This window comes from Rhodobacter lacus, assembly GCF_042683065.1.
GTDB lineage: Bacteria > Pseudomonadota > Alphaproteobacteria > Rhodobacterales > Rhodobacteraceae > Rhodobacter > Rhodobacter lacus.
Genome location: NZ_JBHUIX010000011.1, coordinates 25,504 through 43,496, shown reverse-complemented (window position 1 = coordinate 43,496; position 17,993 = coordinate 25,504). Strand labels below are relative to the sequence as shown.

Genomic DNA, 17,993 nt, shown 5'->3' with positions numbered 1-17,993 from the left:
AGCCTGAGGCAGGACAGGGCCACAACCGCGGAGACCATCATGACCCAGAAAATCGCCATCCTCGGGGCCTCGGGCTATACCGGCGCCGAACTTGTGCGGATCATCGCCACCCACCCGGAACTGGAGATCGTGGCGCTTTCGGGGGACCGAAAGGCGGGGATGAAGATGGGCGAGGTGTTTCCGCATCTGCGCCACCTCGGCCTGCCGGATCTGTGCAAGATCGAGGAAATTGATTTCGCGGCGGTTGATCTTGCCTTTTGCGCGCTGCCGCATGCCACCTCGCAGGCGGTGATCAAGGAGCTGCCGCGCGATCTCAAGGTGGTCGATCTTTCCGCCGACTTTCGGCTGCGCGACCCGGCGGAATACGAAAAGTGGTATGGCAAGCCCCATGCCGCGGTGGATCTGCAACAGGAAGCCGTTTACGGGCTGACCGAGTTTTACCGCGACGAGATCCGGGGCGCGCGGCTTTGCGCGGGCACCGGCTGCAACGCCGCGGCCGGGCAATATGCGCTGCGCCCGCTGATTGCGGCGGGCGTGATCGACCTTGACGAGATCGTGATCGACCTCAAGGCGGGGGTTTCGGGCGCGGGCCGCAGCCTGAAGGAAAACCTTCTGCATGCCGAGCTTTCGGGCGGCACCATGCCCTATTCGGCGGGCGGCAAGCATCGGCATCTGGGCGAGTTCGATCAGGAGTTCTCCAAGATCGCGGGGCGCCCGGTGCTGGTGCAGTTCACCCCGCATCTGATGCCGTTCAACCGCGGCATTCTGGGCACCGTCTATGTGCGCGGGAATGCTGAGGAAATTCACGCCACGCTGGCGGCACGCTACAGCGAGGAGGTGTTCCTTGAGGTGCTGCCCTTCGGCCAGCTCGCCTCGACCCGCTCTGTTGCGGGATCGAACTTCGTGCATCTGGGCGTGACGGGCGACCGGTTGCCGGGCCGCGCGCTGGTGACCGTGGCGATCGACAACCTCACCAAGGGCTCCTCGGGGCAGGCGCTGCAAAACGCCAACCTGATGCTGGGGCTCCCCGAAACGATGGGGCTGATGCTCGCACCGGTCTTTCCTTGATCTCGGTCAGGGAATATCTCTCCCATATGTGCCTTTGATCCCGGCGCGAACGGACGCGGAGGAATCGCGATGAAGAACCTCAAGAAAAAGCGGCGCATTCAGGTGCTGGCCGTGGCCGGGGTGGCGCTGGCGCTTTCCACCGCGCTGATCGGCTATGGCATGCGCGACGGTATCAACTTCTTCCGCGCGCCCTCGCAGATTGCAGCCGAACCGCCCAACCCCGGTGAGGTGTTCCGGCTTGGCGGTCTGGTCGAGGCAGGCACACTCCAGCGCGGGCAGGGCGAGACTGTGACCTTCGCCGTCACCGATGGCGGCGCCACGATCCCGGTGCAGTTCACCGGTGTGCTGCCCGACCTCTTTGGCGAGGGCAAGGGCATGGTCGGCACCGGCTCGATGGTCGATGGCGTGTTCGTGGCGAAAGAAATTCTCGCCAAGCACGATGAGAATTACATGCCCAAGGAAGTGACCGACGCGCTGAAAGAGCAGGGCGTTTACCGCGACCCGAACAGCTGAGCGCGCGCTCCCGCATCGCGCCGTTAATCTGATTTCGCGAGCCTTTCCCCTCTGACATGGGGAGCGGCATGAAATCTGTTGAAGACATCGCAAGGGAAATCGTCGCCCGCGAGGGGGGCTATGTGAATGACCCCGATGATCCGGGGGGCGCAACGCAGCACGGCGTGACGCTTGCCACGCTCAAGCGGCTCGGGCGGGACCTGACCGGCGACGGCAAGGTGGATGCGCGCGATCTGCGCAGGCTCAGCCGCGATCAGGCGGTCGAGATTTTCGTGAAACACTATTTCCACGGCCCGAAGATCGACCTGCTGCCGCAGGCGGTGCAGCCTTCCGTGTTCGACATGCAGGTGAATGCCGGCGCACAGGCGATCCGCATCTTGCAAGAATTGCTCGGGCGGATGGGCCAGAAGGTTGGGGTTGATGGGGTGATCGGCCCGCAAACGGTGGCCGCGGCGCGCGCGGCTGCGGCGCCCGACCCGGTGCTTTTTGCGGATGCTTACGGGATCGCGCGGCGCAACTATTACTATGCGCTTGCAGACCGTCGCCCGGCGAGCCGCAAATATGCCACCACCCGGCGCGGCGGCAAGGGCGGCTGGATTCTGCGCGCCGAGGAATTCATCTCGCCGCGCTTCCATCTGAGCGCGGCGCAGCATCACGCGCGGGTGGCACAATGGGGGTGATCGGCAAGGTTCTGGGCAGCCCCGCGGCGTCCGCCGCAATCGGCGGGGCCGTGACCTCGGTGGCCGAGGTGTTCATGCCCAATGCCACAAAACGGCTTGAGGCCGAGGCGGCGGCCCATCTCGCCGCGCTCGATGAACATGGCGCAGAGTTTCAATATGCGCGGCCGGGGCTGTTCGACCGCTTCGTGAACGGGCTCAACCGCCTGCCGCGCCCCCTGCTCGCGCTCGGCACACTCGGGCTTTTCGTCTATGCGATGGTGGACCCGGCGGGGTTTGGCGTGCGCATGAGGGGGCTTGATCAGGTGCCCGAGCCGCTCTGGTGGCTTTTGGGCGCGATCGTCGGCTTCTATTTCGGCGCGCGCGAGGCCTATCACTTCCGCAATCGCCCGCCCCCGCCCCCGCTTGCCGCGCCCGAGAATGCCGCGCTCGCCGAGTTGATGGGCAAGAGCTGATCAAAACTGCCGGGTCGGACGGTCAAACACCTTGCGCCCCATCAGCGAGGCGACAAGGTCCACCATCAGCCGCGCCGTCTGCCCGCGCTCGTCAAGGAACGGGTTCAGCTCGACAAGGTCGAGCGAGGTGACGCGCCCGGATTCGTGCAAAAGCTCCATCACCAGATGCGCCTCACGGAAGGTGGTGCCCCCGGGCACGGTGGTGCCGACGGCGGGCGCGATCGAGGGATCGAGAAAATCGACATCGAGCGAGACATGGAGCAGACCGTCCGCCGCCGCCACCTTGGCCAGAAATTCGCGCAAGGGGGCGCCAATGCCGCGCTCGTCCAGCACGCGCATATCGGCGATTTCCACCTCTTCGGGGATCAGCGCGCGCTGCTCGGCCTCATCGACCGAGCGGATGCCGAGCATGCAGATCTGGTTTCCCGGGATCGGCGCGGGGAAGGGGGGGAACATCTCAAAGCCCGTACGGCCCGAGATATAGGCCACCGGCGTGCCGTGGAGATTGCCCGATTCGGTGGTTTGCGGGGTGTGAAAGTCGGTGTGCGCATCGAGCCAGAGCAGAAACAGCGGACGCCCCAAAGCCTTGGCATGCGCGGCCACCCCCGCGACCGAGCCGAGCGACAGCGAGTGATCGCCGCCGAGAAAAATCGGAAAACCTTCGGCGGCTGCCGCGCGCCCGGCCTGCGCCAGGGCCTCGGTCCAGCCGAGCGTTTCGGCCAGATGATGCACGGCGGGATTTGGATGCGTCATCGGGGCATGCGGCACCGGCGCGACATCGCCCCGGTCGATCACCTCATGGCCGAGCGTTGTCAGCGCCTCGGCAAGCCCCGCCACGCGGTAGGCGGCCGGGCCCATCAGGCACCCCGCCCGTTTTTGCCCGCTGTCGACAGGGGCTCCGATCAGGATACAGGTCTGGCGCATGGTGCTCTCCTTTGGGCCAAACCTAGCGCGGGGAGCGGCACGAGAAAAGGGGCGCTGCCCCTCTTGCCCCTGCGGGGCAATTCACCCCGGGATATTTGGACAAAGTCGAAGCCCGCCGCTGTTTTTTGATTTTGCTCAAATATCCGTGGGGGAGCCGCAGGCCAAGGGCCTTTCCCGATCCCTCGCTTTGCGGCTCTGAGCGGATGATGCCGCCGCGCCGCGCCGCTTGCCTCGGGCAGGCCAAAGCTCTGGCCGCGCAGACGCGGGGAACGCGCGGTGAAGCGGTTCAGGACGGCGTCGCGGATCTCCCGTGTGCCTCGGGAAAACAGTCCCCGGACGGGTTTTGATCCGCTTCCGGTCACGCGCCCGGCCCTCGACCTTGAGGCCCGGCGCTCGACCCACAGGTGCAACGGCCCGTCCGATCCCCGGCAGGGGAGGGTGACCTTCCGGGCCTGCTCGCGCCGCGCGGTCCAGCCGATCAGCACCTTCATCGTCAGGCCGGTCTGGATTGCAGCAATTGGTGAGCGCCCGGTTGTTGCCGGGCGAGGCCCTGGTCTTGTCGGTCGGGGGGGGGCTGCGCGTGACAGCCAGCGACCCCGCTGGCTTCACGAGATGAAACGCTCGCGAGACATGTGCGGCAGAACTCCGCCTTATTTCAGCTTGATGGCGAAGTGCTTGCGCACGGGTTCTTCGATGACCCAGGTGCCTTTGAAGCTCGGCTCAACGGTGAAGGCATCGCCTGGCACCAGCGTGATCGGGGCGCCACCGTCGGGGGTGATGGTGATGCGGCCTTCGATCAGGTGGACGAATTCGTAAAACTCGTAGCTCGCATGCCAAGTGCCGGGGGTTGCCTCCCAGGTGCCCGAGATCATGCTGCCATCAAGCGAGCTGTGCTGAACCCAGTAACGCATCGTCGGATTGCCCTCGACCTTGACCCACCCGGCCAGATCGGTGGTGATGGGCTCCGGCCCCGGTGCGGGAAAGCGGAAAACCGTGGTGCTCATATCTGTCCTCATGATGCGCGTTATCGCTCAGGGCACTTGGTAGGCGGCAGCCGGGCGCAGCGCAAGCCAGATGATCCCCGCAGGGCTCTGCGATCGGCGAAGGGGCTGGCGAGCCTGCGGGAAATCGGTCAAAACAAAAGCGCGTGGCGAAGGCTGACAGGGCAGGAAACGATCATGGAAATTCGTGCGGCACAAGCGTCGGATGCCGACCATCTGGTGCGCTTCATCAATATGGCAGCCGATGACTTGCCGCTGCATTTCTGGCGCAAGACGGTTGGCCCGGATGGCGACCCTTGGGCCCTCGGGCGGGAGCGCGCCGCACGGGAGACGGGGAATTTTTCGTACCGCAACGCCTGGGTTGCCGAGCTCGATGGCGAGGTTGCCGCCTGTTTGCTGGGCTATGCCGCCGAAGAAGAGCCCGGCCCGATTGATCCGGGCACGCCGGCGATCTTCGTGCCGTTGCTGGAGCTTGAGGCGCTTGCGCCCGGGGCGTGGTATCTGAACGTTCTGGCCAGCTATGCCGCGTTTCGTGGCCGGGGCCTCGGCAGCGCGCTTCTGGCCCATGCCGAGGCCGTTGCCGCTGCCGCCGGTCACCGCGCCATCAGCCTGATCGCCGAAGACACGCATCACGATGCGCTGCGCCTTTATGCGGCCAAAGGCTATCAGGAGGTGGCCCGTCGCCCGGTCGTGAAAGCCGATTGGCAGGTTGATGCATGCGAGTGGATCTTGTTTACAAAGCCCCTCTCCGCCCTCTGACCGCCTGCGGCGGGGCCATTCGCGGTGGCACAAGCCTTGTCCGATCCGCGTGACACATGATCCAGGGAAGTCCCCCGCCTGTCTCCGCCTGACATCACGTCGAAACGCGGTGGCGAAGAGCAGGCCGAGCTGGGTTTGGCCCGTTCCCGCGGCTTGGAGTGACGCTTGCGCGCCCCGCGCAAGCGGGACGCGCGGGGCATGAACCCTCAGCCAAGATTGACCCAGACCGATTTTGTCTGGGTGTATTGCGCCAGCGCCTCGAAGCACTTGTCACGGCCGTTGCCGGTCTGCTTGAAGCCGCCCCAAAGCGAGGTCATGTCACCATGATCGAAGCAGTTCACCCAGCACACGCCCGCCTCCATGTCGCGCCCGAAAGTATGCGCCTTGGTCAGATCGCGGGTCCAGATCGAGGCGGCCAGGCCGTAAGGCGAGTCATTCGCGATCTCGAGCCCGTCTTCGAGCCCGTCGATCGGGATGATCGTGCCGACCGGGCCAAAGATTTCCTCGCGCGCGATGGTCATCGCATTGTTCACCCCGGTGAAAAGCGTCGGTTCCACATAGGCGCCGTTCGAAAGCGTCGCGGGCGTGCCGCCGCCAAGCGCCAGCACCGCGCCTTCGGCACGGCCCTTGTCGATATAGCCCAGAACCCGGGCCTGCTGTTCGGTGGTGACCAAGGGCCCCATCGTCGTCGCCGGATCAAGCGGGTTGCCGACGATAAAATTCTGCTTTGCGGTGGCGATGAACTTTTCGACAAAGGCGTCGTGCAGCTCCTTGGCCACAAGGATGCGCGAGCCCGCATTGCAGACCTCGCCCTGATTGCCGTAGATGCCGTTCACCGCATAGGTGGCGACGGTATCAAGATCGTCCCAGTCCCCCAGAATGATCTGCGGGGTCTTGCCGCCGCATTCGGTCGTCACGCGCTTCATGTTCGACTGACCGGCATAGATCATCAAAAGCTTGCCAACCTCGGTCGAGCCGGTGAAGGCGATCTTGTCGACATCCATATGCAAAGCCAGCGCCTTGCCTGCCTCTTCGCCGAGCCCCTGGACAACGTTCAAAACGCCGGGCGGGCCGCCCGCCTCGATGAAGAGTTCCGCCAGAAGGCAGGCCGAGAGCGGCGATTGCTCGGCCGGTTTCAGCACCACCGAGTTGCCGGTGGCCAGCGCCGGGCCGATCTTCCAGGCCGCCATCATCAGCGGATAGTTCCAGGGTGTGATGATGCCGACAACACCCAAGGGCTGATTGAGGATGTAATGCAGCGCCGTGCTGGCCGTGGCCGTCACCTGCCCGTGGAACTTGTCGATCGATTCCCCGAAGAACTTGATTGTGGTGGCCGAGAAGGGCACGTCGATGTTCATCATGTCCATCACCGGCTTGCCCATGTCGAGGCTGTCGAGAATGGCAAATTCCTCACCATGGGCCTCGATCAGCGCGGCGAATTTCTCCATCACCGCCATCCGCTCGCGCGGCTCCATCTTGGACCAGACGCCGGAACGAAAGACCTTGCGGGCGACGGAGACGGCCTTGTCGATCTCGGCCTGACCGCCGCGTGCCACTTCTGCGAGCACCGCGCCATTCGCGGGGTTGATCGTCTGGAAGCTGCGGCCATCGGCCGAGGCAGCATATTCGCCGCCGATGAAATGACGGGTGCGCAGGCTCACCTTTTCGGCAAGCCCCTGCCAATAGGCCAAGGTATAGTCGTTCATGATTTTCTCCCTGGGTTATTTGCGGTCGCGCAGCAGGCCGACCGAGAGGATGATGAGCAGAAGCGAGACCAGAACGATCATCGAGCCGATGGCGTTGATCTCGGGGGTGATGCCACGGCGCAGCGTGGAATAGATGTAGATCGGCAGGGTGATGTCGCGCCCGGTGAGGAAATAGGTCACCGGGATCTCGTCGAAGCTGAGCGTGAAGCTGAGAAGCCCCGCGCCCAGGATTGCCGGCCGGATCGCGGGCAGGGTGATCCGAAAGAAGGTCTCGACCGGGCCGGCGCCGAGATCGGCCGAGGCTTCAAGCTGCCGGTGATCGGTCTTGGCAAGCCGCGCCATGACCTGACTGACCACCACGCCCAAAAGCGCTGTCGCATGGCCGATCACCACCGCGGTCAGGCTTTGGGGAATGCCGATCTGCTTGTAGAAGTTGAGCATCGCGATCCCGGTCACGAGCCCCGGCAGGCTGAGCGGCAAAAGGATCGCATTGCGGAAAAGCCCCTTGCCCGGAAACGTGTGCCGGTCGAGCGCCAGCGCGGCGAGCGTGCCGATGCTCAGCGTGAGCCCGGTGGCACAGACCGCGACGATCAGGCTGTTTTTCAGCGCCGTCAGCATCTGCGCATTGGCGAAAACCGCCTGATACCAATGCCATGTGAAGCCCGAAAGCGGAAAGGAGGTCACCTTGCTGTCGTTGAAGGAAAAGACGACCAGAACGACGATCGGCAGGTAGAGGAACGCCAGCACGCCAAAGACGAAGCCGACCATCCCCTTTTGCCACCACAAAAGCTGTTTCATCGCCGCCCCCTATCGCAGATTGCGCGCCGAGGCGCGTTCGGCCCAGCCGGTGAGGCCAAGGATGACCAGCACCATGATCAGGACGAGCGTGGCGAGCGCAGACCCCAGCGGCCAGTTCAACGCCGCGCCGAATTGGGTTTGCAGAAGGTTCGCCACCATCGTGCCATCGGGGCCGCCGACCAGCACCGGGGCGACAAAATCGCCAAAGCTCAGGCAAAAGGTCATCATCGCGCCGGCCACGACACCGCCGAGCGAAAGCGGCGCGATCACATGGACAAAGGTGCCCAAAGGCCCGATGCCAAGGTCTTCGGACGCCTCGATCAGACCTTTGGGGATGTTTTCAAGAACCGCATAGATCGGCATCACCATGAAGGGCACGAAGATATAGGTGAGCGTGATCACCATCGACGTCTGGTTGTACAGGAACGCATCCAGCGGAACGTCGATCAGCCCCAGCGACATCAGCGCGGAATTGAGCGCGCCATCGGTGCCCAGAATGATCTTCCAGGTGTAGGCGCGCAGCAGGTAGCTGACCCACAAGGGCACGATCACCGCCATGTAGACGAGATTGCGCAGCTTGGCGGACCGGATGGTGAAAACAAGGAAATAGGCGAGCGGGTAGCCAAGGATCAGCGCACAGGTGGTGACCATCGCGGCGATTTTCAGCGTGCGCAGGATCACCGTGGTATATTGCGGGTCCGAGAACAGCTGGACGTAGTTGCCGAACTGGAAGTCGGGCACGAAAAGCGGGAATTGCCGGGTCCAGAAGCCCACCGCGATCATCAGCACATAGGGCACGATCAGCAAAAGCAGCGCCCAGCCGAGCGGCAGCGCGAACAGCCCCGCCGTCATCAGCATCGAAGAGGCCGGGCGTCTCATGCCGCCACCTTCGCGAACAGCATCACATTCTCGGGCGCCACGGCAAAGCAGATCGGTTGGCCCGGCCTCAGCGCATCGGCGCAAAGCGAGGAGCCGCGCGCGAGCTGCGCAAAGGCCGGTTGCGTCGCGCCATCGGGCAGGAATTCAAGCCGGATGCTGTCGCCGTGGAACAGCGTGTCGACCACCTTGCCTTGCAAGAGATTGTCGCCCGCGGCGGGGTGCAGATGTTCGGGCCGGATGCCGATCAGCACTGCGCTGCCGGGGTGGAAGCCCCCATTGCCCGAGGTCTTGCGGCGCAGCTTCGCGCCACCGGGCAGGGAAATCACGTCGACGTCGGCTTCGCGCCCCTCGTAACGGGCTTCGATCAGGTTCGTCGCCCCGATGAAATCGGCGACATAGGGCGTGGCCGGGCGATCATAAAGATCGTTCGGCGTGCCGATCTGGCGAATGCGCCCGGCCTCCATCACCACGATCCGGTTCGAGAGCGCCAATGCCTCGGTCTGGTCATGCGTGACCATGAGGAAGGTGATGCCCAATTCGCGGTGCAGCCGCTTCAGCTCCACCTGCATCACCTCGCGCAGTTTCACATCGAGCGCCGAAAGCGGTTCATCCAAAAGCAGCACCCGCGGCTTGCGAATGAGCGCGCGCGCCATTGCCACGCGCTGCTTTTGCCCGCCGGAAAGCGCGCCGGGACGCTTGCCGCCCATCTGGCTCAGCCCGACCATTTCGAGCACGTCGGCCACCTGCCGGGGAATGTCGGAACGCGCGACATTGGAGCCGCGCACGGTGAGCCCGTAGGCTACGTTTTCTGCCACCGTCATATGCGGGAAAAGCGCGTAATCCTGAAACACCGTGTTGACCGGGCGGCGATAGGGCGGGTTCAGCGTCACATCCTGCCCGGCAATGCCGATCTTGCCGGTGGTGGGCAGTTCAAAGCCGCCGATCAGGCGCAGTGTCGTTGTCTTGCCGCAGCCCGAGGGGCCAAGCAGCGTGACGAATTCGCCTTCGCCAATGGAAAAGCTGGTTTCGTGCAGCGCCTTGAAACTGCCGAAGGATTTGGTGACGCCGTCGAGCGTCACGATGGGGCTTAAGGATTTGGGGGGGCGTGCGGACATGGGCCAATCCTGTGCGATGCGGAAGGGGGCGACCCCGGGGCTGTGCCGGGGCCGCAGATCTGGGGTGACAGGGGAAGCGGCGGCTCAGGGAGCCGCTTTCACCGCGTTCCAGACCTCCAGATACTTGTCGAGCCGCACCGGCTGCTGCCACATCACAAGGCTTTTCACGAAGTCGATGTTGTCGACCTTGCGCTCTTCCTTCATCGCCGCATCCATGCAGGCGGACACCGCGCCCGGGTTCACCGGGAAATAGCCGGTCGATTTGGCGATGCCGCACTGACCCTCGGGCGATTGCATGTAGGACATGAATTTCACCGCGCATTCCTGGTTCGGCGTGCCCCTGACCAGCATCATCGAATCCATCCAGCCCTCGGCCTTTTCCCTAGGCGAGAACTCGGTCACGGTGAAGCCCTTGCCAAGCGCGTTCACATCCTTGGAGGTCAGCCCCGTCCAAGCGTTGGAGACCCAGACCTCGTTATTGGCCATCAGATCGGTCAACTCGCCCGCGCTCGACCAGTATTTGCGGATCAGCGGCTTTTGCTCGATCAGTTTCGCCTTCACCGCCTCCAGTTCTTCGTCGCTCAGATCGAAGACATTCGGAAAGCCAAGGTAGCGCGCCGTCCAGTAGATCGCCGATTTGTCGTCCCACATCGAGATCTTGCCCTTGTAGGCCGGATCAAACAGAACGCCGATCGAGTCCGGCGTGCCACTGATCTTGTCGGGGCGATAGATCACCGAGACCGAGCCCCAGATCAGCGGCACGGCCCAGGTTTCGCCATCGACGACAATCTCCGAATGTTTCGAAAATTCTGGATAGACGCCGTCAAGGCCGGTCACGGCGGCGGTGTCGACCGGATCGACAAAGCCCGCCAGCCGCATCATCCCCACCGTATCAAGCGAGGGGGTGATGACGTCATAAACGCCGCCGCCCGCGGCGAGCTTGGCCGCGAAATCGTCGTTCGAGCCGACATAGGTGGCGCTGACGGTGCAGCCCGAGGCCTCCTCGAAGGGTTTGATGAAGGACGGGTCGGCATAGCCTTCCCAGGTGAGGATGTTCAATTCGCCCGCCGTTGCCGCAAGCGGCAGGGTGGCAAGCACAAAAGCGGTCAAGGCCCGCGCAGTGCGTCTCCGAGTCATGGGGTTTCACTCCTTGTTGGTTGCGTGTCGCGTGACCTGTTCATCTTGCGGATCAGGGTCGCGACATCGATGCCGAGCGCCTTTGCGGCGCTTCGCTTGCTTCCGTGCTCAGCCACGGAATTCTCGATGGCCCGGATTTCAAACTCCCGGACCAGATCCTTGAGCGGCAGCCCCGCCAGATCAGGCGGCTGCACCGGGGCGGTGTCGCGCACCGGCGGCAGATGCGCGGGCTCGGCCGTGGTCTCGGCCAAAAGCGCCGCGCGGCGCAAAAGCGCGATCATCTCGCGGATGTTGCCGGGCAGCGGTCGCGCGGCCAAAGCCTTGATAAAGCGCGACGAAAGGGCGAGCGGTTTTGGGCGCGCGCGGGTGATCTCGGCATGCCAGGCTTCGGTCAACTGCGCCAGAAACGCGGGCTCATCGCGCAAAGGCGGCAGCGTCAGGGTGAGCCCGCAAAGCCGGAAATAGAGCGCCTCGGGCAGTGCGCCCGCCGCGCAAAGCGGCCAGAGCGGGCGTGTCGCGGTCGAGACGATCCGGGCGCCGCCGCTTTCGATCACCGCATCGAGCGCCGCCAGAAGCCGCCCGGAAAGCGCGGGCGCCAGCAGGTCGACCGCTTCCAGAACCAGCGTGCCGCCCGCCGCCGCCTCGATCCGCCCGATCCGGCCCGGGTCGGCGCTGCCGGTGCCCAAAAGCTCGGCGTCAAAATTCGCCGCATCCAGCGCGGCACAGGCGATCGTCGCCACCGGCGCCCCCTGAGCCGCCAGCACGCGCGTCAACAGCGTCGTCTTGCCGGTGCCGGTCTCGCCTTGCAGATGCACCGCAAGCCCCTGCGCCAGCGCGCCCTCCAGCTGCTGCGCCAGCCGTTGACGCAAGGGGCTGATGACAAAGGGCGCCTGCGGGGTCAGATCGCGGGCAAGCCGGAACTGCCCGCGCCCGGGGCTTGCCGCCGGATGCGCGCCCAGCTCGCGCAGCGTCACCAGCGCGGCGTAGGGGTCGTCGTCCTGCCGCAGGATCGTCAGCTGCGCGCCGACCGTCCGCCCGGAGGGCAGGGTTCCCGTCGTCTCGGTGCGCCGCAGCCGGATCAGCCCCTCCGAGAGATCCGCCGCAAGCCGCCCCGTTCCGCGCAGATGCCGCGCCAGATCCGCGCCCAGAAGATCGGTGCGGGTGGCCCGCAACAGCCGCTCCATCGGCGCATTCACCAGCCGGATCCGGCCATCCAGCTCGACCAGCGCAGCGGCATCACTCAATCCATTGAGAAAGCTTGGAAAGCTTGGGTCATCCATGAACCCCGGACGACGACGCCCCAACCCGGCCTGCGGTTCGCCGCGATAGAACCTCATGCCAGTTGCCCGCCGGAAAGCCGCTTGCGCGCGGTCTTGGGGCGGCCACGCAGCACGTAACGGCGCGGCCCCTCAGGCATCAAGGTGACACGAAAAAACCACGCGGCACGCGGTTGATCGGGCGCGTGCAATGTCAGCTCGGTTTCCGCATCGCTGTCCACCAGTGCCGCACGGCACAGCCGCTCGAAGGCATGACGCGTCGCGGCGAGGCTGTCGAAAGGCTCCCCCAGCAGCACGCGCCCCCCCAAGGCGCGGTCGGCAGCCGCATTCGTTGCCAAAATGATCCCCGCCTCGGACAGAACAAAGATCGGATCGGGCACGGCGCCCAGAATGTCGCGCATCACCTCGGCCTCGGCGCTGATCGCGCGCTCGCGCTCACGGCTCGGCCCGATGTCGCGGGTGGTGCCCCAGAGCCGGATCAGTTGATCGCCACGGATCAAGGCGCGGAAATCGTTTTCCACCAGCATCGGCGTGCCATCGTGCCGTTGGTCGATCGCCTGCGCGCCATCGAGCCTGTAGCCCATCCGCACCAGTTCGCGGATCATCGCCCGGTTCACCGCGGTTTCAGGGAAGTAGCGGCTGACTGGCTGGGTGTTGAAATCCTGATCTGCGGGCACGGCGTAAAGCGCGGCCATCGCATCGTTGCAGGCCCGCCAGCGCGAGCGATTGCGAAATACCTGATCGACAATCTCTTCTTCGGAGCCGCGCAGATCGACCGGGTCCAGAAAATCAATGCACCAGCAGGCGTCTCGGGCCGCATCGATCATCTGCGACAAGATCTCGACCCGGTCGAGCTGGTCAACCGAAATGGGCGGCACCGCTTCGGCCAGCCGCATCACAAAGAGCCAAAGCCCGCCTTCGGCCCGGGGCGCGCATTGCAGCACGGCGGGCGGTTCCTCGCCGGGTTTGCCCGCCACAATCCAGACCGGAAAAGCCCTTGCCTCCCCCCCGGCCCCCGCGAGCATCGCCCGAAGTCGATCGGCACTTCCCTCGGCGAAAAGACGGGAAAGCGCGGTGTCTGCGCCCAGGCCCAGCTCTGCCAGCCAAGCCGCGGCCGGGGGATTGGCGGGCTGCACCGTGCCGGGCGCGGACAGCTCCAGCACCGGCATCGGCAGATCGGCAAAGGCGGAAGCGAGACGTGTCATGGGGCGTTCGATCCGGGGGCGTTAACGAGTTGTTCACGCTCAGGATGCGGCATCCCGCCGCAGCGGCAACGGAAATTGTGCCGATATCGCCAACCCTGCAAAAGACGCTGCGTTCGTGCGCATTTTTCGCTGCAGAACTGCACCTTTCGCAAAGTTTTGGCGATGCATCGCGGAAAAACCCATCAGCCACGCAACGGCGCCAAAGCCGCGGGCGATCACTGGGCTGAACTGCAGCATATTGGCGGGAGTCGCCCGGCGCAAAGCGTGACCGTTAAATTGCCCCGGCCCGCAGCGCGAAACGATCTGGCCTGCGCTTTGGCGCGCTCGGCACATCCGCTCGAACCGCCACTGCCTGACGGAGCCGGATCACCGAAGATCGCGCTGCGTCAGGGGCTCGCCAGCGGCGCGCCGAAGGTGCGGAAGTCGTTTCGAACGCGGCCTCAATCTTGGGCGGCCTCACGCCTGCGTCTCCGCGGCGGTTGGGCTCGGAGCGTCGAGACGAAGGGCATGTCTGCTCCCTGCGCGCCGCACCTGTTGCGCCGGGGTCTGCAAACGGTGGCTAGCGCCGGGCTCAGCGGGGGAGATGCCACAGCAGCGCCCCCCTCAAACTCGGGCTATGGCGCGGGACCGAAGGAGACCGCTCCGATCGAGGCCGGGCGCGCACACTCAGGTCCTGATCGAGACCCCGCCGGCCGTGCCCCCGGTCGTCTCAGTCCCGCCGCCCTGCGAAACGGGTGGCCCAGTCTTCCCGTTCCGCATCGGTGATCTTGCGGAACAGGTTTTCCGGCACGGTGAAGGCGTGGCCCGCCGGGAGCGCGCGGATCGCTTTGTCGAGATCCTCGGGCCAGGACCAGTCCGCGCACGCGAGCGCGGTCATGATGGTCTGCGCCGCATCGGGGATGAAGGGGCGCGAGAGCACCGCATAGAGCCGGATCAGGTTCAGCGCGAAGGCGATGATGCCGCGCGCGGCGGCCTCATCGGTTTTCACCACGCTCCAGGGCGCGGCGGCTTGCAGATATTCATTGCCCAGCACCCAGAGCGCGCGGAGTTCCTCTGCCGAGCGCCGCACCTGGATCGCATCCATCGCTTTTTCATAGGCGGCAAGGCCGTCGCGGAACTGCGCCATCAGCGCCTCTTCCCGCGCGCCCAGCACCACCTCGCCCGGCACATCGGCGCCGAATTTGGTGTTGCAGAACTTGGTGACGCGGCTGACGAGGTTGCCCAGCACATCCGCCAGATCCTTGTTTACCGAGGTCTGGAAGTTTTCCCAGGTGAATTCGCTGTCCGCGCTTTCGGGCGCGTGAGACAAAAGCCACCAGCGCCAGTAATCGGCGGGCAGGATGCCAAGCGCCTGATCCATGAACACGCCGCGGCCCCGCGAGGTGGAGAACTGGCCGCCGTCATAATTCAGGTAGTTGAAGGACTTGATGTAATCGACAAGCTTCCAGGGCTCGGCTGAGCCCAGGATCGTCGAGGGGAAGGAGAGCGTGTGGAAGGGCACGTTGTCCTTGCCCATGAACTGGGTATAGGTCACATCCGCCGCGCCCTTGTCGGTGCGCCACCAGCGCGCCCAGTCGCTGCCGTCTTGCGCGCTCAGCTCTTGCGTGGCCGCAATATATTCGATCGGCGCGTCGAACCAGACGTAGAAGACCTTGCCATCCATCCCCGCCCAGGGCGCGCCGTCGAATTGCGCGGGCACGCCCCAGCTCAGGTCGCGGGTGATGCCGCGGTCTTGCAGCCCGTCTCCGTCGAAGAGCCATTTTTTCGCGATCGAGGTGGTCAGCACCGGCCAGTCGGTCTTGCTGTCGATCCAGGCCGCGAGCTTGTCCTTCATCTCGGACTGGCGCAGGAACAGGTGCTTGGTCTCGCGCATCTCGAGATCGGTCGAGCCGGAAATCACCGAGCGCGGGTTGATCAGATCGACCGGGTCGAGCTGCTTGGTGCAGTTGTCGCATTGATCGCCGCGCGCCGAGTCATAGCCGCAGTTCGGGCAGGTGCCCTCGATGTAGCGGTCGGGCAGGAAGCGCCCGTCTGCCACCGAATACATCTGCTTTTCCGTCACTTCGCGGATCAGCCCCTGCTCGCCCAGCACTTTGGCAAAATGCTGCGTCAGCACCCGGTTTTGCGGCGAGGAGGAGCGCCCAAAGTGATCGAAGCTGAGCCGAAAGCCGGCGGCAATCTCGGCCTGCACGTCATGCATCTCGGCGCAGTAGTCCGCGACCGGTTTGCCCGCCTTGGCCGCGGCCAGCTCGGCGGGGGTGCCATGCTCGTCGGTGGCGCAGATGAACATCACCTCATGGCCGCGCCCGCGCAGATAGCGCGCATAGAGGTCGGCCGGCAACTGGCTGCCCACAAGGTTGCCCAGATGCTTGATGCCGTTGATATAGGGAATCGCCGAGGTGATGAGATGCCGCGCCATGACCTTGCCTCACAGTTTCGGACCCGGGCACCGGCCCGGTGCCGGGCCTGCCTTCGGGGCGTTGTCGCCCTTTAGCCTGCAAGCGCGCGCGAGGCCAGCGCCTTTTGCCTCAAAACGATGCATCGATGCCACGCTTCTCCCCTGCGACAGCACGCCGGGGGAGGGGGGCCTGATTCCATGTTGCACCGATAGCGCGAACCGGTCACAACCGTGAGGTGTGTTTGACGAGTGTATCGGCCCCCTCCCGGATACTTGCAACGGATCCCCTATGGACATCACCTGGCCCTTCCGTGGCGTGCCCGCCGATGGCGTGATCGGCGTTGACGCGTTCGGGCGCATAGATTTTGCCAATGCCGCTGCGGCGGCCATGTTTGGCTATCGGGAAAGCGAGCTGCTGGGGCAGATGATCCACGGCCTCGTCCCGGAGTGCACCGCCGATCCTCAGGCCCCGGCGCCGGGGGCGGACCCGGCGGACGAGCCGCCCCTGCCACGGTTCAGCCGGTTGCCCTTTCTGCCTATTCCGGGCGGCAAATCGGGCTTTGGGGCGAGCCCTTTGCGGCTGTTGCAGGCGCGCCATCGCGACGGGCATGATTTTCCGCTGCAGGTCAGCGTGCGGCGCAACCCGGCGAGCGGGCGGCTGTTCGCCTTCGTGCAGCCCGCCGAGCCCGCCGATGCTTCGCGGGAGGGGCAGGCCGAGGATCACACATGGCGCCCCGTGCCGCGCCCGACAGCGACCCGGCTGCCTGGAGCAGATGCGCTCCGGGGCGATCTGGAAGGGCTTGTGCACGCCACGCAAGGGCGCGAGGGCTCGGTCTCGGTGATTCTTGTCGATGTGGCGCAGCTTGGCCGCTATCGGGTTACCGAGGCGCGGCGCAATGCCGAAATGCTTGATCTTGCGTGCGCCACGCGGCTGCGCGGCGCGCAATCGGCGCGGACGCGGCTTTATCAGACCGGGGAAAACCGGTTCGCTTATCTGGTGATGCAGCCCGAACGCCAGCAGCCGCCCGAGGCCGCGCTCGCGGCAATTTCGGCGCTGTTGCAAGAGCCCTTGCGGCTTGGCTCGCACATGCTCCACCTTGAGGCCGCGATTGGCCATGCCAGCGCGCCCGTCGCCGAGGCCGAGGCCGAGGCTCTGCTTTCCGATGCCGGGATCGCGCTCACCGCCTCGCAGGAAAATTGCAACCGCCCCGTTGCCTATGATCCGGCGCTGCGGCGTCGGGTCGAGCATTGCAACCGCGTGCTGTTGAACCTGCGTCAGGCCGTCGAGGCGGGTGAGTTCGAATTGCACTACCAGCCGCAGGTTGACCTTGCGACCGGCGAGGTGGTCGCGGTGGAGGCGCTCTTGCGCTGGCGCCATCCCGACTGGGGCCTGCTGATGCCCGGCTCCTTCATGGAAGTGCTGGGCGCAAGCGATCTGTCGGTGACGGTGGGGGAATGGGTGCTGCGCGAGGCGTGCCGGCAGGTGGCGGAATGGAACCGTCATCTTGCGCGGCCGCTTACCGTGGCTGTCAATGTCTTTCCGCGCCAGTTTGACCCGGCGATTTTGCCCGCGCAGGTGCGCGAGGTGCTGGCCGAGAGCGGGCTTGATCCTTCCCGGCTGGAGGTCGAGATCACCGAGAATATCGTGCTCGCGACGGCTGCCGAGCGGGAGGTCGAGGTGCTCAAGGAGCTGCGCGCGCTGGGCGTGGCGCTGGTGCTCGATGATTTTGGCACCGGCTACGCCTCGCTCGCCTCGCTCGCGCGCCACAAGGTCGACAAGATCAAGATCGACAAGAGCTTTGTGGACGGGCTCGGCGCGGGCGTGGCCTATCGCGCGATTCTCGAATCGGTGTGCAACCTCGCGGCAACGCTCGGGCTTGGCACGGTGGTCGAGGGGGTCGAGAACGAGGCCGCGGCGGCGCAGATGCGTGAGCTCGGCTTCGATATCGGGCAGGGCTATCTGTGGAGCCGCCCGCTGACGGCGCAAGACTGCGCCCAGCGGCTCGGCCTTGCCGAAGGCTTTGCCCTGTGCAGCATTGACGGCAACGCCACTCAGGCTTGAGCGCGCGGCCCTGAGGCGC

At 65.2% G+C, this 17,993-nt stretch carries 16 protein-coding genes; 6 read left to right on the top strand and 10 right to left on the bottom strand.

The window, feature by feature from the left end:
• The first annotated feature begins 39 nt into the window (after positions 1-39).
• The 4 genes from argC to ACFSM0_RS09770 all read left to right on the top strand — a co-directional run bounded on the left by argC (position 40) and on the right by ACFSM0_RS09770 (position 2,713).
• Complete coding sequence (gene argC / locus ACFSM0_RS09785) at positions 40-1,068, top strand: N-acetyl-gamma-glutamyl-phosphate reductase (protein ID WP_377389816.1); 1,029 nt, start codon at positions 40-42, stop codon at positions 1,066-1,068.
• Between the two features lie 69 nt (positions 1,069-1,137).
• Positions 1,138-1,581: a cytochrome c maturation protein CcmE gene (gene ccmE, locus ACFSM0_RS09780; RefSeq protein ID WP_377389814.1), complete on the top strand. Its 444-nt coding sequence runs from the start codon at positions 1,138-1,140 to the stop codon at positions 1,579-1,581.
• A gap of 68 nt (positions 1,582-1,649) precedes the next feature.
• The gene (locus ACFSM0_RS09775; RefSeq protein WP_377389812.1) at positions 1,650-2,261 is read left to right on the top strand and encodes a holin-associated N-acetylmuramidase; all 612 of its coding nucleotides are present in this window, start codon (positions 1,650-1,652) and stop codon (positions 2,259-2,261) included.
• Entirely contained in the window at positions 2,252-2,713 is a 462-nt protein-coding gene (locus ACFSM0_RS09770; RefSeq protein WP_377389810.1) for a holin family protein, read from the top strand. The genes ACFSM0_RS09775 and ACFSM0_RS09770 overlap by 10 nt, the downstream gene beginning before the upstream one ends.
• Here the strand turns inward: ACFSM0_RS09770 and rocF are convergent, their stop codons facing one another.
• Together rocF and ACFSM0_RS09760 are read right to left on the bottom strand one after the other, a co-directional pair.
• Positions 2,714-3,637 carry an arginase gene (gene rocF / locus ACFSM0_RS09765; protein WP_377389808.1) on the bottom strand — a complete coding sequence of 308 codons (924 nt, stop codon included), beginning with the start codon at positions 3,635-3,637 and terminating at the stop codon, positions 2,714-2,716.
• A gap of 650 nt (positions 3,638-4,287) precedes the next feature.
• Complete coding sequence (locus tag ACFSM0_RS09760; RefSeq protein WP_377389806.1) at positions 4,288-4,641, bottom strand: cupin domain-containing protein; 354 nt, start codon at positions 4,639-4,641, stop codon at positions 4,288-4,290.
• Between the two features lie 174 nt (positions 4,642-4,815).
• Here ACFSM0_RS09760 and ACFSM0_RS09755 point away from each other — a divergent pair, with 174 nt between their 5' ends.
• Positions 4,816-5,397 carry a GNAT family N-acetyltransferase gene (locus ACFSM0_RS09755; protein WP_377389804.1) on the top strand — a complete coding sequence of 194 codons (582 nt, stop codon included), beginning with the start codon at positions 4,816-4,818 and terminating at the stop codon, positions 5,395-5,397.
• A 206-nt stretch (positions 5,398-5,603) separates the two neighbouring features.
• On the opposite strand, the gene ACFSM0_RS09750 is transcribed toward ACFSM0_RS09755, so the two are convergent.
• From ACFSM0_RS09750 to metG, 8 genes are all read right to left on the bottom strand, one after another.
• Positions 5,604-7,103, bottom strand: coding sequence for an aldehyde dehydrogenase (locus ACFSM0_RS09750; RefSeq protein ID WP_377389802.1), 1,500 nt, complete (start codon positions 7,101-7,103; stop codon positions 5,604-5,606).
• 15 nt (positions 7,104-7,118) lie between these two features.
• Positions 7,119-7,901, bottom strand: coding sequence for an ABC transporter permease (locus tag ACFSM0_RS09745; RefSeq protein ID WP_377389800.1), 783 nt, complete (start codon positions 7,899-7,901; stop codon positions 7,119-7,121).
• 9 nt (positions 7,902-7,910) lie between these two features.
• Positions 7,911-8,780: an ABC transporter permease gene (locus ACFSM0_RS09740; protein ID WP_377389798.1), complete on the bottom strand. Its 870-nt coding sequence runs from the start codon at positions 8,778-8,780 to the stop codon at positions 7,911-7,913.
• On the bottom strand, positions 8,777-9,895 hold the full coding sequence (locus ACFSM0_RS09735; protein WP_377389796.1) for an ABC transporter ATP-binding protein: 1,119 nt from the start codon (positions 9,893-9,895) through the stop codon (positions 8,777-8,779). Before ACFSM0_RS09735 ends, ACFSM0_RS09740 begins: the two co-directional genes overlap by 4 nt.
• 84 nt (positions 9,896-9,979) lie before the next feature.
• On the bottom strand, positions 9,980-11,032 hold the full coding sequence (locus ACFSM0_RS09730) for an ABC transporter substrate-binding protein (protein WP_377389794.1): 1,053 nt from the start codon (positions 11,030-11,032) through the stop codon (positions 9,980-9,982).
• A complete protein-coding gene (locus tag ACFSM0_RS09725) occupies positions 11,029-12,369 on the bottom strand; it encodes a sigma 54-interacting transcriptional regulator (protein WP_377389792.1) in 1,341 nt (446 codons plus the stop codon). Before ACFSM0_RS09725 ends, ACFSM0_RS09730 begins: the two co-directional genes overlap by 4 nt.
• Positions 12,366-13,514: a PAS domain-containing protein gene (locus ACFSM0_RS09720; protein ID WP_377389790.1), complete on the bottom strand. Its 1,149-nt coding sequence runs from the start codon at positions 13,512-13,514 to the stop codon at positions 12,366-12,368. The genes ACFSM0_RS09725 and ACFSM0_RS09720 overlap by 4 nt, the downstream gene beginning before the upstream one ends.
• 709 nt (positions 13,515-14,223) lie before the next feature.
• A complete protein-coding gene (gene metG / locus ACFSM0_RS09715) occupies positions 14,224-15,933 on the bottom strand; it encodes a methionine--tRNA ligase (protein ID WP_377389788.1) in 1,710 nt (569 codons plus the stop codon).
• A 268-nt stretch (positions 15,934-16,201) separates the two neighbouring features.
• On the opposite strand from metG, the gene ACFSM0_RS09710 reads away from it, so the two are divergent.
• A complete protein-coding gene (locus ACFSM0_RS09710; protein WP_377389786.1) occupies positions 16,202-17,974 on the top strand; it encodes an EAL domain-containing protein in 1,773 nt (590 codons plus the stop codon).
• The last annotated feature ends 19 nt before the right edge of the window (positions 17,975-17,993 follow it).

Excerpts from the sequence above, each read along its gene's own strand:
- metG (WP_377389788.1), bottom strand. The coding sequence starts at position 15,933 with ATGGCGCGGCATCTCATCACCTCGGCGATTCCCTATATCAACGGCATC.
- ACFSM0_RS09750 (WP_377389802.1), bottom strand. The coding sequence starts at position 7,103 with ATGAACGACTATACCTTGGCCTATTGGCAGGGGCTTGCCGAAAAGGTG.
- ACFSM0_RS09725 (WP_377389792.1), bottom strand. The coding sequence starts at position 12,369 with ATGAGGTTCTATCGCGGCGAACCGCAGGCCGGGTTGGGGCGTCGTCGT.
- rocF (WP_377389808.1), bottom strand. The coding sequence starts at position 3,637 with ATGCGCCAGACCTGTATCCTGATCGGAGCCCCTGTCGACAGCGGGCAA.
- ACFSM0_RS09735 (WP_377389796.1), bottom strand. The coding sequence starts at position 9,895 with ATGTCCGCACGCCCCCCCAAATCCTTAAGCCCCATCGTGACGCTCGAC.
- ACFSM0_RS09730 (WP_377389794.1), bottom strand. The coding sequence starts at position 11,032 with ATGACTCGGAGACGCACTGCGCGGGCCTTGACCGCTTTTGTGCTTGCC.
- ccmE (WP_377389814.1), top strand. The coding sequence starts at position 1,138 with ATGAAGAACCTCAAGAAAAAGCGGCGCATTCAGGTGCTGGCCGTGGCC.
- ACFSM0_RS09745 (WP_377389800.1), bottom strand. The coding sequence starts at position 7,901 with ATGAAACAGCTTTTGTGGTGGCAAAAGGGGATGGTCGGCTTCGTCTTT.
- ACFSM0_RS09740 (WP_377389798.1), bottom strand. The coding sequence starts at position 8,780 with ATGAGACGCCCGGCCTCTTCGATGCTGATGACGGCGGGGCTGTTCGCG.
- ACFSM0_RS09770 (WP_377389810.1), top strand. The coding sequence starts at position 2,252 with ATGGGGGTGATCGGCAAGGTTCTGGGCAGCCCCGCGGCGTCCGCCGCA.
- ACFSM0_RS09760 (WP_377389806.1), bottom strand. The coding sequence starts at position 4,641 with ATGAGCACCACGGTTTTCCGCTTTCCCGCACCGGGGCCGGAGCCCATC.
- ACFSM0_RS09775 (WP_377389812.1), top strand. The coding sequence starts at position 1,650 with ATGAAATCTGTTGAAGACATCGCAAGGGAAATCGTCGCCCGCGAGGGG.
- argC (WP_377389816.1), top strand. The coding sequence starts at position 40 with ATGACCCAGAAAATCGCCATCCTCGGGGCCTCGGGCTATACCGGCGCC.
- ACFSM0_RS09720 (WP_377389790.1), bottom strand. The coding sequence starts at position 13,514 with ATGACACGTCTCGCTTCCGCCTTTGCCGATCTGCCGATGCCGGTGCTG.
- ACFSM0_RS09755 (WP_377389804.1), top strand. The coding sequence starts at position 4,816 with ATGGAAATTCGTGCGGCACAAGCGTCGGATGCCGACCATCTGGTGCGC.
- ACFSM0_RS09710 (WP_377389786.1), top strand. The coding sequence starts at position 16,202 with ATGGACATCACCTGGCCCTTCCGTGGCGTGCCCGCCGATGGCGTGATC.